We start from the raw sequence: 15,325 nt of genomic DNA, 5'->3' as shown, positions 1-15,325 counted from the left end.
CCGTGCCCCTGCCCCGTGTCGCCCGCCGCCTGCTGCCCGCGACCGTGGCGGCGCTGGGGCTGGCGCTGCTGGTCGTCCCGGTCGCCCGGGCCGCGACCGAGCAGCCGGCGCCGGCCGGCCGGCCGGTCGTCCCCGCCGTGACGCTGACCGACGGCCCGGTCGCCGGCGTCCGGGTGGGCCCGGCGCCGTGCACCGTCCCGGCGCCGACCACGCCGGAGGGCTGGCAGCAGGCCTTCGACGACCTCAACGACGACCGGTGGTCCGGCGGCGACCAGGGCTCCAGCCTGCGGCTGCCCGACGGCCGGCTGCTGTGGGTCTTCGCCGACTCCTTCCAGGGCGCCCAGCGCGCCGACGGGTCCCGCGCCGCCGGTTCCCGGCTGGTGCACAACAGCCTGGTGGTCGCCGACGGCGGCTGCCTGACCGGCGTCACCGGCCCGGACGGCGGGGAGGTGGTGCCCAACGCCGCGGACGGGGAGTTCCACTGGCCGCAGCACGCCTTCCTCGACGGCGGCCGGCTGTACCTGAGCGTGTTCCGGGTGCGCGGCACCGCCGTCCCGGGCTCGACCGACTTCACCACCACCGGCACCCACCTGGCGTCCTTCGACCTGGTGCCCGGGGGCAGCCCGGTGTTCACCGGGCTCACGCCCACGCCGTCCGCCGGCACCTCCGACGACGTCGTCCAGTGGGGCACGGCGGTCGCCCAGGACGACGGCGCGACGTACGTGTACGGCACCCGGCGGGTCGAGGACCGCACCCTGTTCGGCAAGGCGCTGTACGTGGCGCGCGTGCCCGCCGGCGCGGTGACCGACCTCGCCGCCTGGCGGTTCTGGGACGGCGCCGGCTGGGCGACCGACGCCGGCGCCGCCACCCCGGTCAAGGACGCCCGCGGCGGGGTGTCCACCGCGCTGTCGATCTGGCGCGCCGCCGACGGCACCTGGCACGGGGTGACCAAGAAGGACGAGTACCTCGGTGACCAGGTGGTCGCGCTGCGGGCGCCGTCGGCGACCGGGCCGTGGACCGAGCAGGTGATCGGGTCCTCGCCGTCCTACGCGGTGCCGGGCGAGCTGACCTACACGGCGCTGGCCCACCCCGACGTGCCGCTGGACGGCGGCGGCCTGCTGGTCTCGGTCAGCCGCAACAACGAGTCGTGGACGACCCACCTCGCCGACGGCGACCTGTACAAGCCGCAGTTCAGCCGGGCGCCGGCGGCCTGAACGGGCTCACCCCGCCGCCGTCGGGTCCGGCGGGGTCGGGTCCGGCTCGCTGGGGTCCGGCCCGCTCGGGTCCGGCGCGCTCGGGTCCGGCGGGGTCCAGTCCGGCGGGGAGCCGGGGCGCAGCGCCGGGTCGTCGCCGGCGAAGGTGCGCACCCGGCCGGGCGGCGTCCGCGGGCCCTCGAACCGCACCGTGACCCGGTTCAGCCCGCTGCCCCACACCCAGCCGGCGCCGTGCTCGTCGTGCTCGACGTCCTGCCCCGGGTACCAGGGCACCGCCGCCGTGGGCGCGGGCTGCTCCGGGTCCGGGCTCTCGTCGACCGGGAGGTCGGTCGTGGTGGGCGGCTCGTCCAGGGCGAACAGGTCGCCCTGCACGAAGGTCGCCAGTCCGGAGACGCCGACGCCGAGCAGCCGCACCCCGGCGTGCCGGTCGATGCCGGCCAGCAGCCGGTGGGCGACCTCGGCGATCAGCCTCGGGTCGTCGATCGGTTGCGGCAGTGTCGAGGAGCGGGTCAGCGTGCTGAAGTCCGGCCGGCGCACCTTGAGCGTCACGGTGCGCCCGGAGGTGCCCGAGCTGCGCAGCCGGGTGCCCACCCGACGGGCCAGCGCGTCGACCTCGGCGCCCAGGCGCACCGGGTCGCTGAGGTCCCGGGCGTAGGTCTCCTCGGCCGAGACGCTCTTCGCCTCCCGGTCGGCCACCACCGGCCGGTCGTCGTCCGCGCGGGCCAGGCGGTGCAGTCCGGTGCCGTGCGCCTGGCCGAGCAGCGAGGTGAGGTCGACCAGCGACAGGCGGTGCAGGTCGCCCACGGTGGTCACCGCGATCTGGTGCAGGCGCTCGGCGGTCGCCGGCCCCACCCCGCCCAGGCTGCGCACCGGCAGCGGGTGCAGCACGTCCAGCTCCTGACCGGGCGGCACCACCGTCAAGCCGTCGGGCTTGCGCAGCTCGGAGCCGATCTTGGCGATCGCCTTGGACGTGCCGATGCCGACCGAGCCGGTCACCCCGCCGGTGGCAGCGGCGATCCGGGCCTTGAGGTCGGTGGCCAGCGCGGTCACGCCGGCCACGGACAGGTCGTGGTCCCCGGCGGCCAGGTCGACGTAGGCCTCGTCGATGGACACCGGCTCCACCAGCGGGGACAGCTCGCGCAGCAGCGCCATCACCACGTCGGAGGTCCGCCGGTAGGCGGCGAAGCGGGACCCGAGGAACGCCGTCCCGGGTGGGCAGAGCCGGCGGGCCTCGATCGTCGACATCGCCGAGCGGGCGCCGAACGCCCGCGCCTCGTAGGACGCCGTGGACACCACCCCGCGGCCGCCCGTGCCGCCCACCACCACCGGCCGGCCGCGCAGCGAGGGCTTGTCGCGCTGCTCCACGGCGGCGAAGAAGGCATCCAGGTCCAGGTGGAGGATGCTCGGGTCGCGCCGCACAGCTGCGATGGTCCTCCACCGCCGGGCATGATCACTGCGATGACCGAGCAGAACGAGTGGGCGCGGCAGGCCGCCGCGGACCCCGAGCACTCCGACCGCTACGTCGAGCGCTTCCGCTCCCTGGCCGCGGAGGGCTTCGACCTGGACGGCGAGGCCCGGCTGGTGGACGCGATGCTGGCCCGCGGCTCCCGGGTGCTGGACGCCGGCTGCGGCCCCGGCCGGGTGGGTGCCGCGCTGGCCGCAGCGGGGCACGAGGTGGTCGGGGTGGACGCCGACCCGGTGCTGGTCGCGGCGGCACGGGCCGACCACCCGGGCCCCACCTGGCTGGTCGGCGACCTGGCCGAGCTGGCCCTGCCCGGCCGGTTCGACGCGGTGGTGTGCGCGGGCAACGTGATGGCGTTCCTGGCGCCGTCCACCCGCCGGCGGGTGCTGGCCCGCTTCCTCGCCCACGTCGTGCCCGGTGGGCGCGCGGCGATCGGGTTCGGCGCCGACCGCGGCTACCCCTTCCCCGAGTTCCTGGACGACGCCCGGGCCGTGGGCTGGCGCGTCGACCTGCAGCTGAGCACCTGGGACCTGCGGCCGGCCACCCCGGACGCGGACTTCCTGGTCGCCGTCCTGAGCACCTGACCCCCGCCCCGACGACCGTCCCCGCGCGAACGGCCGCCCCAACCGGTCACCCCCGGGGCCGTTCCCGCGAGAACGGCCGCCCGAGCGGGCACCCCACCCGGCCGTTCCCGCGGAAAGGGCCGCTCGAGTCGGTCACCGCAGCCGGCCGTTTCCGCGGAAATGGCCGGGGGAGGGGTCAGGTGCGGGCGAGGGCGACGGCGATCTCGGTGGCGACGGCGGCGTTGTTCTCGGCCAGGGCCAGGTTGGCCGGGATGCTGTTGCCGGTGGTCTCCTGCTCGATCCGGGCGAGCACGTACGGCGTGATCGCCGGGCCGGTGACGCCGGCGGCGGCGCTGGCGTCCAGGGCCGTCTGCAGCGCGGCCTCGATCTCGGCGGCGGGGATCTCGTCGGCCTCCGGGATCGGCACGGTCACCAGCACGCCGGTGTCCTCCCGCACCCGGTTGCGCAGCACCGCGGCGGCCACGGCGGCGTCCTCGACGCGGTGCGGCACCCGCAGCCCGCTGGAGCGGGAGTAGAAGGCCGGGAACCAGTCGTGCCGCCAGCCGAGCACGGGCACGCCGGTGGCCTCCAGGTGCTCCAGGGTGCGCGGCAGGTCCAGGAAGGCCTTCGCCCCGGCGCAGACGGTGACGACGGGATGGCTGGCGAGGGCGTCCAGGTCGGCGGAGACGTCGCCGGTCAGCTCGGCGCCGCGGTGCACCCCGCCGATGCCGCCGGTGGCGAACACCTCGATGCCCGCGGCGTGCGCCAGCGCGACCGACGCCGACACGGTGGTCATGCCCGCCTGCCAGCCCTGCGCGACGGCGACGGCGACGTCCCGCTCGGCGACCTTCCGGCTGCCGGTGAGCATGAGCTCCTCGGCTCGGGCGTCCAGGCCCACGGTGGGCCGGCCGTCGATGACCGCGGTGACCGCGGGCACCGCGCCGCCGCGCTCGATGACGGCCGTGCAGCGGGCCAGCGCCTCGGCGTTGGCCGGGGCGGGCAGGCCCAGGTTGGAGAAGATCGTCGACTCCAGGGCGACCACGGGGCGGCCCTCGCGGAGCGCGGCGGCGACCGGCTCGGAGACCACGAGGGCGTCGGTCAGGGCGGGGCGGGCAGGCACGTCAGTGCGCTCCTGTGCTGGTGGGGGCGGGGAGGGTCGCGCCGGGCTGGCGCAGGACGGTGGCGGCCAGCGCGGTGCCGGCCCGGACGGCGGCGGCCAGCGCGACCGGGTCGGCCGGCGACGCGCCGCCGGCCAGCAGCGCGGCCAGGCAGCCGGCCGCGAACGCGTCCCCGGCGCCGGTGGTGTCCCGGACGCCGTCGACGGGCGGCACCTCGACGGTGAACGGCGTGCCCCCGGCAGGGGCGACCCGGACCGGGCCGGCGCCGTCCTTGACCACCAGGGTGGTGCCGGCCAGGTCGGCGGGGGTGAGGGCCAGCACCGCGGCCTCGGCGGCGTTGGCGAAGAGCAGGTCGGGGGCCAGGTCGGCCAGCAGGGCGTGCGCCCGGGCGGCGCCGATGGTCTGCAGCAGGTCGACCGAGGCGGCGTCGATGCTGGTCAGCGCGCCGCGGGAGCGGGCCTCGCGGAGCAGGGCGACGGCGGTGCCGGCGAACGGCTCGGCGGCGAAGCAGTAGGCCGGGGCGTGCAGCACCGTCGCGCCGTCCAGCCAGTCGGTCGGCACGTCGGCGAGCTCGGCGGAGGCGGCCCGGTCGGGGAACATCGTGCGCTCCCCGGTGTCGTCGACCAGGACCACGATCGAGCCGGTGCGCCCCGCGGTCTGCACCCGGGCGTCCACGCCCGCGGAGGCCAGTCCGGCGACCAGCGCGTGGCCGAGGGCGTCGTCGCCGACCCGGCCGAGGAAGCGGGTGGGCACCTGCGCGCGGGCGAGCACCGCCACGTTCGCCGCGCTGCCGCCCCGGGTGCGGGTGACCCGCGCGGGGTTGTCGGTGGCGTGCCGCACCGGCCCGTCCACCCACACGACGACGTCCTCGACGAGGTCGCCGAGGGCCACCAGCAGCACCGGTGCCATCGCCGTCCTCCAGCCGTCGTCCGTCGAGGTCGCGGCCATGCTAGTCAAGCGTTTGACCTAGCGGGTGACGGCCGGCCCGGTGGACGACCGGACGTCCAGCGACGACGGGATGACCTGCACCCGGCTGCCCAGCTCCCGGCCGTCGATCAGTGCCAGCAGCAGGGTCGCCGAGGTGTGCCCGAGCTGCTCGGCCGGCAGTGCGACGGCGGTGAGCGGGGGCGCGGTGAGCTGCGCGAACGGCACGCTGTCGAACGAGGCCACCGACACCTGCCCCGGCACCGACACCCCGAGGTCGGCGAGGCCGGCCAGCACCCCGAACGCCTGGACGTCGGTCGCGGTCACGATCGCGGTGACCCCGTCGACCCGCCACCGGGGCCAGGTGCGGCGCACCAGCTGGCGGGTGGTGTCGATGTCGATGTCCGAGCGGGCCGGGGTGACGATCGTGTCCGGTGCCAGCTTGGACAGCCCGGTCAGCAGGTGGGTGCGCCGGCGGGCGAAGGTGGCCCACGGCCGGGTGGCGTCCAGGTACAGCAGCCGCCGGTGGCCCAGCCCGGCCAGGTGCCCGGCCAGCAGCGCGCCGCCGGGGGCGAGGTCGAAGTAGGCGCGCGGCAGGCTCTCGTCGGCGTCCGGGTCGTCCAGGTGCACCACCGGGACGCCGAGCCCGGCCACGTGCTCGGACGCCGGGTGGTCGACCAGGATGCCGTCCACCCCGAACGCGGCGATCCGGGCCAGGTCGGGGCGCACGTCGGCGCCGGCGGAGGCCAGCAGCAGCTGGGTGCCGGTGCCCACGGCCCGGGTCACCCCCGCCGCGATCAGCGAGATGAACGGGTTGGTGATGTCGTGGGCGAGCAGGGCGATGCACTGCCGGCGGCCGGTGACCAGGCTGCGGGCGGCCGGGTCGGCCACGTACCCGAGCTGCTCGATCACCTGCTCGACGCGGGCCTGGGTCTGCATGGAGACGCGTCCGGCCGCCTTGCCGTTGGCCACCAGCGACACCGTGGCGATCGACACCCGCGCGGCGGCGGCGACGTCGGCCGCCCGGGCCCGCCCACCCGGCCGGTTCGCTGGCACACGTGGCACGGGCTCGTCCATGGCGGACATCGTGCCGGGTGCGGACCCGTCACGGTCGACCGGTCCCCGTCCCCGCTGCGCAGCGTGACGGCCCGCCGTCCTCAGGGGTCGGGGACGACCTCCGACCGGCGCAGCGGCTCCTCGCGGCCGCGGATGGCGGTCAGCGGGACCGGCGGCCCGGTCCACAGCGGGCCGGTGCGCTCGTCCCAGCCGTGCTGACGACGGCGGAAGGCGGCCACCTTGGCGCGGTTGCCGCACTCGGCCATGTCGCACCAGCGGCGGTTGCGGGTGCGCGAGGCGTCGACGTAGAGCCGGGTGCACTCCTCCCGGTCGCACTCCCGCACCCGCGCGAGCTGGTCGGAGTCCAGCAGCTCCAGCACGTCGCGGACGATGCTGGCCAGCACCTGCCGGACGTCGCCCCGGCGGCGCAGCCCCCCGCTCCAGGCCAGTTGCAGGGCCACCGGGGCGTGCCGGGCGGCCCGGTTCAGCGCGGCGATGTCGGCGGCGCGCAGCTGTCCCTCGGCGGTCCGCGCGAGCACCACCCGGTGCATCGCCTCGCGCAGGGCGCGGGCCTCGGCCAGCTCGTCCGGGGACACGTCCAGGTCCTCGTCGACCAGGGCCACCTCACCGGCCCACGTGGAGAGGTCGCGGGGCTCGAGCAGCTGCTCGACCGGCTCGTGCCGGCGCTCGGTCAGGGTGGCGACGAAGTCCAGGCTCAGCCGACCCCCGACCATCACGAACGTCATCCCCCGATGATCGGCCGGTGGCCGCCCTGCCGGTGGGACGTCACGGAGCGTGTCGTACCCGGCTGCCACCGGCCGGTGCGGTGACCGGCGTGCGGTAACCGGCCCACCCGGTTCGGGACGACGTCCGGGGCGTCGCCGAGACGGTTCGGCCGGCCCCGGACACCCCTCCAGCCGGTTCCGGTCGGCCGCGGGACACCGTCCTGACCGGTTGCCGACACGTCGTCGCAGGTCAGGGCGACGGGCGCGCCGAACCGGCCGGGGTGGTCCGGGTCGCCGTCCTCCGCGGGTGCCCGTGTCGACCCGGGACCTGCCCGGGTGGCGGCTGACGGGCAGGTCGCTGGCAGCGGATCGCCAGGGAACCGGCGATGATCGGGCGGGTGGGCGCGCCGGGGCAGGTCCGGCCTGGTCCACTGGGGGGCGACAGGACCGTGCGACGAGCGACAGGGGCACCCGTGAGCGACCAGCTGCCACACCACCGCCCGCACCGGCCCGGCGCACCCGCGCCCCGGCCGGCCGGGTGCCGTGGCCGCCGCGGTGCCGCGTGATCGCCGCCGTCCTGCTGGCCCTGGGTTCCGCGTCCGCCTTCGCCGTGTCGACCGTGGTGCAGCACCGGGCGGCCAGCTCGGTGGACTCCGGGCAGGGCGCCGGGCGGGTGCTCCGGCTGCTGCAGAAGCTGATCCGGCACCCCGTTTGGCTGGCCGGTCAGTTCGCCGCGGTGGTCGGCCTCACCCTGCACGCCTTCGCGCTGCACCACGGTGCGGTGGTGCTCGTGCAGCCGCTGCTGTCCAGCGGTCTGGTGCTGTCGCTGGTCCTGGGTGCGGTGGTGGACCGGCTGCACCCGGGCCGCGCCCTGCCCGACCGGGTGCAGTGGGCGGCGGCGGTGGTGGTCGTCGTCGGACTCGGTGTCTTCCTGCTCGCCGCGCACCCCGGGGAGGGCCGCGGGGCCACCGACCTCGCCCTCGGGCTGTGCGTCGCCGCGGCGGTGGGGGTGGCCCTGCTCGCGGCGGTGTGGGCGCTGCGGCCGAACGCGCCGCACCGGGCCCTGGTGCTCGGCATCGCCTCCGGGTGCGGCTTCGGCAGCACCGGCCTGCAGCTGAAGGCGCTGGTGGAGGTGGACGTCGACCGCTGGCTGGTGTCCTGGCCGTTCTACGCCCTGGTCCTCAGCGGCGCGGTGGGCATCACGATGGCCCAGTGGGCCTACCAGACCGGTGCGCTCATCGAGTCGCTGCCGGCGATGGCCGTGCTGGAGCCGCTGATCGCGATCGGGCTGGCCGGCCCGGTGTTCGGTGAGTCGCTGGCCCTGGGCGCGGTCGCCCGCAGCGGTCAGCTGATCGGTGTGGTGCTGCTGGTCGGCGGCGTCCTGGTGCTGGCCCGGCGCAGCGCCGGCCGCGAGCAGCCGGAGCTGGCCGCGGCCGCCGGCGGCGTCGTCGGGGCCAGCCCGTTCCCGACGCCGCCGGTGCACCTGCCGGTGGAGCGGCGCCGGGCGGGCTGACCTGCGGCCGTCAGCGGCGCAGCACCCGGCTCCACAGCGAGCGTCGCGCCTCGGTGGCGCCCGGGTGCCCGGGGCACCACTGCGCGGCGGACACGCTCGCCCGGACCTGCGCGACGTGCTGGCCGCAGCCGGCCCAGGTGGTCCTCCCGCAGGTGCTGCAGGGGGTTGCTCGGCACATGTCGTCCCTCTCGATCGTCTCGGTGTGCGGGTGGCGGGTGCGGGGGTCAGGAGTGCGAGAAGCGGATGTCGGGCAGCACGCGGGCCAGCCAGGCCGGGGTCCACCAGGCGGCCCGGCCGGTGAGGCGCAGCAGCACCGGCAGCAGCACCAGCCGCACCAGGAAGGCGTCCAGCAGGACGGCGACGCCCAGCACGATGCCCATCTCCTTGGGCGGCAGCGGGCCGGAGAGCGCGAAGGTGGCGAAGACGACCACCATCACCGCGCCCGCGGCGAAGACGACCCGGCCGGAGTGCGCCATCGCGCCGACCATCGCCTCCCGCGGGTCACCGGTGCGCTCCCAGTGCTCCTTGGCCGAGGCCAGCAGGAACACGGTGTAGTCCATCGCGATCGCGAAGATCATCGCGAAGAAGAACACCGGCGCCCAGGCGTCCAGGAAGCCCTGCGACTGGAAGCCCAGCAGGCCGGCCCCGATGCCCTCCTGGAAGACCAGGCGGGCGACGCCGAACGCGGCGGCCGTGGACAGCAGGCTGACGAGGGTGCCGAGCAGGGAGATCAGCGGCGCCTGCAGCGCGACGAGCAACAGCAGGAACCCGAGCACCAGGACGGTCACGACCACCACCGGGGTGACGGCGTCGAGCTCGGACTCCAGGTCCAGGTTCTCCACCGCGGCGCCACCCACGAGCGCCGACCGGGGGAGCTGGTCCCGCAGCCGGTCCACGGTCTCGGCGAGTGCCGGGTCGGACGGGTCGACGGTGGGCGCGGCCTGCACGAGCACCTGCGCGCTGCCGTCGGTGGCGGGCACCGGTGGCGCCACCGCGGCGATCCCGGGGTCCTGGTCCAGGACCTGCACGGTGGCGTCGGCGTCGGCGGCGTCGGCGACCACCTGCAGGGCGCCGGGCGCCCCGACGCCGAACGCCTCCTGCACCCGGTCGTAGCCCTCGCGCGCCGGGGCATCCTCCGGGAGCACCGCGATCGAGGGCATGGCGGTGCTGAGCCCGACGACGGGCGCGGCGAGCGCGAGCAGGACCACCGTGGACGCGACCCCGGCGAGCACGGGGTGCTTCCACAGGTGGGCACCCCAGGCGGCGAAGCGCGGGGACCGGTGCTCGGCGCGCGCGGTCCACGGCAGGGAGAGAGCGTCGACCCGGTGGTCCAGCCGCACCAGCACCAGCGGGAGCAGGGTGAGGGTGGCGGCGAGCACGAAGACGACGGCGAGCATGATCCCGCCGGCCATCGAGCGGAACGAGGGGCTGGGCACGATCATCACCGCGCTCAGCGAGACCAGGACGGTGACGCCGGACAGCAGCACGGCCTTGCCGGCGGTGTCCATGGTCTCGGCGACGGCGAGCCGCGCAGCCGGCCGGCCCTGCTGCCCGGCCGCCGCCTGGGCCGCGCGCGCGGCCCGGAACCGGACGACGACGAACAGCGCGTAGTCGATGCCCAGGGCGAGGGCGAACATCAGCGCGAAGTTCAGCGCCCAGATGGAGACGGGCACCAGCTGGTTGACCAGCACCAACGACCCGGCGGAGGCGACGAGCCCGGCCAGCGTCAACAGCAGTGGCAGCCCGGCGGCGACCAGGGCACCGAACGCGACCACCAGGATGGCCAGGGTCAGCGGCCAGGAGAGCAGCTCGGACTGGAGCATGGCCTGCAGGTTGGCCTCGTTGAAGTCGCTCCACAGCTGCGAGGAGCCGGTCGGGTCGACCTCGACGCCGTCCCCGGACAGGGCCTCCAGCGGCTCGGTCAGCGCGTCGGCGGCGCGGACCATGTCGTTGGTGTCGGCGTCGGCCCCGGCGAGCAGGACGGCCGTGGACCCGTCGGCGGAGAGCATGGCACCGGGCTGGGGCTGGACGACGGACGAGATCCGCGGGTCGGCCTCCAGGAGGGCGGTGGCCTGCGCCAGCACCTCCGCGCCCCGGCCCTGGGTGACCGGGCCGTCGTCGGAGTGGACGACGACCTGAAGGGCGTGGCTGGCGTTGCCGCCGAACCGGTCCTGCGCGAGCTCGCGGACCGCCACCGACTCCGAGCCGTCGGCCTGCCAGCCGGCCCCGGACAGCTCGGCCTCCACCCGCGGGGCGAAGGCGCCGAGGCCGATGACCAGCAGGAGCCACACGATCGCGGTGACCCGGCCGTGGTCGACGACGGCCAGACCGAGCCGCCCCAGCGGCCCGAACCGGCGTCGGACACCCACCGGGTCGGGGGTGTCGCCTCGTGCCGCGCCCGGCGCGGCGGGGTCGGGCGGCAGCAGGGCAGGGGGTCGGCCGGTGGTCGACGTCATGCGGGGCCTCCAGTGGGTCCGTGCCGGGAGGAGTTCGTGGATCGCCTGCATCCCCCCGGGGGGATAAAGCAGCGCGACCGTAGCAGATCCCCCCAGGGGGTTGTAGCCTGAGCTCGTCCCATCGAGGGGGTCGGCGGTCAGCCCACCGACCCCGAGCAGCCGCCGTCCCACCTCGGGCCCGTCACGCGGGGCGCGGGTCCGGCGCGGTCGACCGCCACCAGACCCAGAGAGCAGGACCCGTGGACCTCGAACCCACCGAGATCAAGGCGATCATCACGCGCATGAAGCGAGCGCACGGCCACCTCGGCAGCGTCATCCGGATGATGGAGGAGGGCTCGGACTGCGAGTCGGTGCTCACCCAGCTGGCCGCCGTGAACAAGGCGATCGCCCGCAGCGGCTACGCGATCGTCGCCACCGGCCTGCAGCACTGCCTCGCGGAGTCCGACGAGGGCCTGGACGGCGTCGACGTGAAGAAGATGGAGAAGCTGTTCCTGGCCCTGGCCTGACCGCGCCCAGGCAGGCGGCTGACCGCGAGCAGTGACCCGTCAGCGGCCACGTCGGGCTCCCTACTGGCCGCTGACGGGCCACTGCCTGCCACCGGGGACCGGAGTCCCGGACGGGGCAGGTCAGTTGGCCATGTCGACGAAGCGGCTGTAATGGCCCTGGAAGGCGACCGTGACGTTGGCGGTGGGGCCGTTGCGGTGCTTGACCAGCATGATGTCGGCCTCGCCGGCCCGCGGGGACTCCTTCTCGTACATGTCCTCGCGGTGGATCATCATGACCATGTCCGCGTCCTGCTCGATGCTGCCCGACTCGCGGAGGTCCGACAGCATCGGCTTCTTGTCCTGACGCTGCTCGGACCCACGGTTCAGCTGGCTCATCGCGATCACCGGCACCTCGAGCTCCTTGGCCAGCAGCTTCAGCGCGCGGGAGAACTCCGAGACCTCCTGCTGGCGGCTCTCCACCCGCTTGCCCGACGTCATCAGCTGCAGGTAGTCGATGACCACCAGCTCGAGGTCGTTGCGCTGCTTGAGCCGCCGCGCCTTGGCCCGGATCTCCATCATCGTCATGTTGGGGGAGTCGTCGATGTAGAGCGGCGCATCGGCGACCTCACCCATCCGACGGGCCAGCTTCGACCAGTCCTCGTCGCTCAGCGTGCCGGCGCGCATGTGGTGCAGCGGCACCTTTGCCTCGGCGGACAGCAGACGCATGGTGATCTCGTGCTTGCTCATCTCCAGGGAGAAGATGCAGGCGGCCTTGCCGTGCTTCACGGCGGCCGAGCGCGCGATGTCCAGCCCGAGCGTCGAGTTGTGGGTCGGGATGAAGCTGCGCCCGGCCAGGAAGAGGTGGTCGTCGGCATCGACCTGGATGCACCGCACGGGGACGCTGTCCACCGGCCGCACGTCGGTGATGAACCGGACACCCCGAGCGGTGAACGTGCGCGCACCTCGCTCCTTGTGCGCCAGCTTCTTGCGCTCCAGCCGGAAGACCTCGTCGTCGGTGCTGAAGGTGAGGGTGAAGCAGGTCGAGGAGTCCGGGCCGCGCCCGGCGACGGGCTTGCGCGACATCCGCACACGGTGGCCCAGGCTCGCGATCAGCTCCCGGGCGTCCTCCGCCAGCCGCCGGCTGGTCACCGCGAACTGCACCACGCCGTTCGGCGCGACCGTGCCGTCACTGTCCAGCAGGCCGGCGAGCAGCGCCCGTCGCTGGGCGACCGACGCCCGCAGGTACCGGACGGGGATGTGCTTGTCACCCAGCGCGCCCAGGGAACGCAGCCGCGCCTGCACCGTCCCGTGGTGGTCCCGGCACCCCTGGCACTGCGCGAGGCCGGCGGACGGCCCGCCGCACTCGGCGCAGGTGGCACTGCGGCCGACCCCGCCCGAGGCCCGCAGACGCCCGCCGCAGGCCTTCCCGCAGGTCTGGACCTGCGAGGTCCTCGGCAGGAACGACCCGCCGCACATCGGGCACGTCCGCTCGGCCACCGGTGGGTGGGCGGGCAGCCGCAGGGAGTACCGCCGGTCGGCGCCGGTCGGCGTGACGACCAGGCCCTCGGCCTCGATGTGGACCGCGATCTCCGGGTCGTCGCTGGTGTACTGGGCCGCCGCGGAGGAGCCGTCGCCCAGCCACACCCCGAAGGCGTAGGGCGGGACCGGCAGGTCGGCGTCGGGCAGCTCCAGTGGGGCGGCGTTGGTCACCGAGTGGTTCAGCCGGGCGTCCGCCGTGGCGCAGCGCAGGGTGCGGGCCAGCTCCTCGGTCGTCCGGACCGCGGGGACCTGACGCGGCGCCCGCGTGCCCCCGGCCGCCCGGGCCTCCTGCGCGGCGCGCCGGCTGGCCCGGTCGTGGGTCAGCCACTGGTGCTGGGCATCGGCGACGACGACCGAGCCGTCGGAGAAGTGCACCTCGAAGCAGGGGCGCCCGCGCAGCACCTCGGTCGCGGCCACCACCGTGGTCGGCCGGCCGTCGGCACCGAGCACCTGCTGCCCCACGGTGATCTCGCCCATCGTCGTCCAACCGCCGGGCGTGGCGAGCGGCGTGTCCAGGGCCAGGGCCTTGCCCACGCCAGGACGGGCGGCGATGACGATCATCTGGCCGGCCTGCAGGCCGTTGGTCAGCTCGTCGAGGTCGCGGATGCCGGTGGGCACACCGCGGGCGGTGCCACCGCGGGAGGCGATCGCGTCCAGCTCGTCCATGGTGGGCTGCAGGACGTCCTCGAGGCGCGAGTAGTCCTCGCTCATGCGCTTCTCGGTGACGTCGTAGACCTCCTGCTGGGCCCGGTCGACGATGTCGTCGACGTCGCCCCCGCCGCCGGCGGCGCCGTAGCCCATCTGCACGATCCGGGTGCCGGCCTCGACCAGCCGGCGCAGCACGGCCTGCTCGGCCACGATCGCGGCGTAGTAGCCGGCGTTGGCCGCCGTGGGCGTGGAGGCGATCAGGGTGTGCAGGTAGACCGCGCCGCCCATCCGGGACAGCTGGTCGGCGCGATTCAGCTCGGCGGCGACGGTGATGGCGTCGGCCGGCTCGCCGCGGCCGTAGAGGTCGAGGATGCAGTCGTAGACGATCTGGTGGGCGGGTCGGTAGAAGTCGTTGCCGTGCAGGACCTCCACGACGTCGGCGATGGCGTCCTTGGACATCAGCATCCCGCCGAGGACCGACTGCTCGGCAGCGACGTCCTGAGGGGGCTGCCGGTCGTACTCCGGCGCCGCCGCCTTGGGCCGGCTGATGTCGTCGACCACTGCCACGCGCTGGTCCCCCACCTTCCACGAACGTCGTCGCCGCCGGCGGCGCCAGGTCGGCGCCGTCGGTGTCGGGTACTGCTTAGCGCCCCGTACCGACAGAACGCCGGCCGCCGGGCGCATGCCGCGGGACGGTGCCCCGCGGCTGCTGGGGTCGACGCTAGGAACCCGCGGGGCCGGCGTCCAACACCGTTGGGGACGCCTCTCTGCACAACCTGTGGACAAGTCGGTGGACGCACGGAGGCGCCGTGTGGAGGCAGCGGGGGACGGCGGCCGCCCGGCGGCCCGCGACACGCTCCTCACCTGCGGCAACGTGCCGGACAGCCTGTGGACGGGAAGAAGTCACCGAAGTTTCTCGGCCCCGGCGTGGCGCACCGGTCCGCGCCCTGGGACGGGGCGTTCCGCCTCCACAGGTGCCGCCGAAGCGGCGCGGGCCTGTTGGCAGGACTCGTCCGGCGCACCCGGGGCACAGCGCCCGCCTGCATGCTCCGGGAACACCTGCAGGGGCGCCGGACCGGGGTCCGACGCCCCCACAGGAGCCGTGCACGGCCCCCTCCAGGGTCCCGCCCTGAGCCTGCGAAGGGTGGGGGGAAGGGGGGCACTCTTCAGCTGGCGACGACCTCGAGGGTGACCTCGGTGGTGACCTCCGGGTGGACCCGGACGGTCACCGTGTGCGTGCCGGTGCTCTTGATGCTGTTCGGCAGCTCGACCCGACGACGGTCGAGGTCGGGGCCACCGGCGGCGCTGACCGCGGCGACGACGTCGGCCGTGGTGATCCGGCCGAACAGCCGACCACCCTGACCGGCCTTGGCCGGCAGGGTCACGGTCAGCTTCGACAGCGAGCCGGCGAGGGCCTTGGCGTCCTCGAGCGTGTGCGCCTCGCGGCTGGCACGCGCGCGGCGCAGGGCCGCGATCTGCTTCTCGGCACCCTTGGTGGCCTGGATGGCCAGGCCGCGGGGCAGGAGGTAGTTGCGGGCGTACCCGCCCTTGACCTCGACGATGTCGCCGGAGGAACCGAGACCGGTGACCTCCGCGGTGAGGATGAGTCGTGAGTCGCTCAT

General features: G+C 75.4%; 12 protein-coding genes. 4 read left to right on the top strand and 8 right to left on the bottom strand.

What is annotated here, in order from left to right:
- The first annotated feature begins 2 nt into the window (after window positions 1-2).
- Window positions 3-1,214: a DUF4185 domain-containing protein gene (locus G1H19_RS15075; RefSeq protein ID WP_152731873.1), complete on the top strand. Its 1,212-nt coding sequence runs from the start codon at window positions 3-5 to the stop codon at window positions 1,212-1,214.
- Window positions 1,215-1,220: 6 nt separating this feature from the next.
- Here the strand turns inward: G1H19_RS15075 and G1H19_RS15070 are convergent, their stop codons facing one another.
- The gene (locus G1H19_RS15070; protein ID WP_162393615.1) at window positions 1,221-2,633 is read right to left on the bottom strand and encodes a DNA polymerase IV; all 1,413 of its coding nucleotides are present in this window, start codon (window positions 2,631-2,633) and stop codon (window positions 1,221-1,223) included.
- Between the two features lie 39 nt (window positions 2,634-2,672).
- On the opposite strand from G1H19_RS15070, the gene G1H19_RS15065 reads away from it, so the two are divergent.
- The gene (locus tag G1H19_RS15065; RefSeq protein ID WP_152731871.1) at window positions 2,673-3,260 is read left to right on the top strand and encodes a class I SAM-dependent methyltransferase; all 588 of its coding nucleotides are present in this window, start codon (window positions 2,673-2,675) and stop codon (window positions 3,258-3,260) included.
- A gap of 175 nt (window positions 3,261-3,435) precedes the next feature.
- Here the strand turns inward: G1H19_RS15065 and G1H19_RS15060 are convergent, their stop codons facing one another.
- From G1H19_RS15060 to G1H19_RS15045, 4 genes are all read right to left on the bottom strand, one after another.
- Window positions 3,436-4,359: a pseudouridine-5'-phosphate glycosidase gene (locus G1H19_RS15060; RefSeq protein ID WP_217269550.1), complete on the bottom strand. Its 924-nt coding sequence runs from the start codon at window positions 4,357-4,359 to the stop codon at window positions 3,436-3,438.
- A 1-nt stretch (window position 4,360) separates the two neighbouring features.
- Window positions 4,361-5,305, bottom strand: a complete 945-nt coding sequence (locus tag G1H19_RS15055) for a carbohydrate kinase family protein (protein WP_202926027.1) — start codon at window positions 5,303-5,305, stop codon at window positions 4,361-4,363.
- A gap of 18 nt (window positions 5,306-5,323) precedes the next feature.
- A complete protein-coding gene (locus tag G1H19_RS15050) occupies window positions 5,324-6,358 on the bottom strand; it encodes a LacI family DNA-binding transcriptional regulator (protein ID WP_162393616.1) in 1,035 nt (344 codons plus the stop codon).
- Between the two features lie 80 nt (window positions 6,359-6,438).
- Window positions 6,439-7,083, bottom strand: a complete 645-nt coding sequence (locus G1H19_RS15045) for a CGNR zinc finger domain-containing protein (protein ID WP_152731868.1) — start codon at window positions 7,081-7,083, stop codon at window positions 6,439-6,441.
- 541 nt (window positions 7,084-7,624) lie between these two features.
- Between G1H19_RS15045 and G1H19_RS15040 the strand changes: the two genes are divergently transcribed.
- Complete coding sequence (locus G1H19_RS15040; RefSeq protein ID WP_152731866.1) at window positions 7,625-8,575, top strand: DMT family transporter; 951 nt, start codon at window positions 7,625-7,627, stop codon at window positions 8,573-8,575.
- A 224-nt stretch (window positions 8,576-8,799) separates the two neighbouring features.
- Here the strand turns inward: G1H19_RS15040 and G1H19_RS15035 are convergent, their stop codons facing one another.
- Window positions 8,800-11,031, bottom strand: coding sequence for an MMPL family transporter (locus G1H19_RS15035; protein ID WP_152731864.1), 2,232 nt, complete (start codon window positions 11,029-11,031; stop codon window positions 8,800-8,802).
- 239 nt (window positions 11,032-11,270) lie between these two features.
- On the opposite strand from G1H19_RS15035, the gene G1H19_RS24065 reads away from it, so the two are divergent.
- Complete coding sequence (locus tag G1H19_RS24065; RefSeq protein ID WP_162393617.1) at window positions 11,271-11,537, top strand: metal-sensitive transcriptional regulator; 267 nt, start codon at window positions 11,271-11,273, stop codon at window positions 11,535-11,537.
- Window positions 11,538-11,657: 120 nt separating this feature from the next.
- Here G1H19_RS24065 and dnaB read toward each other — a convergent pair whose 3' ends face one another.
- Together dnaB and rplI are read right to left on the bottom strand one after the other, a co-directional pair.
- Window positions 11,658-14,270, bottom strand: a complete 2,613-nt coding sequence (gene dnaB / locus G1H19_RS15025; protein WP_162393618.1) for a replicative DNA helicase — start codon at window positions 14,268-14,270, stop codon at window positions 11,658-11,660.
- Between the two features lie 599 nt (window positions 14,271-14,869).
- Window positions 14,870-15,325, bottom strand: coding sequence for a 50S ribosomal protein L9 (gene rplI / locus G1H19_RS15020; RefSeq protein WP_152731861.1), 456 nt, complete (start codon window positions 15,323-15,325; stop codon window positions 14,870-14,872).

Origin of the sequence: Goekera deserti (assembly GCF_010685995.1) — a bacterium.
GTDB classification, from domain to species: Bacteria; Actinomycetota; Actinomycetes; order Mycobacteriales; family Geodermatophilaceae; genus Goekera; species Goekera deserti.
The sequence above is the reverse complement of the archived record's forward strand: the minus strand, read 5'-3'. Positions and strand labels throughout refer to the sequence as shown.

Bases quoted from the DNA above. Each gene is read 5' to 3' on its own strand.
- G1H19_RS15035 (WP_152731864.1), bottom strand. From the start codon at position 11,031: ATGACGTCGACCACCGGCCGACCCCCTGCCCTGCTGCCGCCCGACCCC.
- G1H19_RS15050 (WP_162393616.1), bottom strand. From the start codon at position 6,358: ATGGACGAGCCCGTGCCACGTGTGCCAGCGAACCGGCCGGGTGGGCGG.
- G1H19_RS15045 (WP_152731868.1), bottom strand. From the start codon at position 7,083: ATGACGTTCGTGATGGTCGGGGGTCGGCTGAGCCTGGACTTCGTCGCC.
- G1H19_RS15065 (WP_152731871.1), top strand. From the start codon at position 2,673: ATGACCGAGCAGAACGAGTGGGCGCGGCAGGCCGCCGCGGACCCCGAG.
- rplI (WP_152731861.1), bottom strand. From the start codon at position 15,325: ATGAGCGACTCACGACTCATCCTCACCGCGGAGGTCACCGGTCTCGGT.
- G1H19_RS15055 (WP_202926027.1), bottom strand. From the start codon at position 5,305: ATGGCCGCGACCTCGACGGACGACGGCTGGAGGACGGCGATGGCACCG.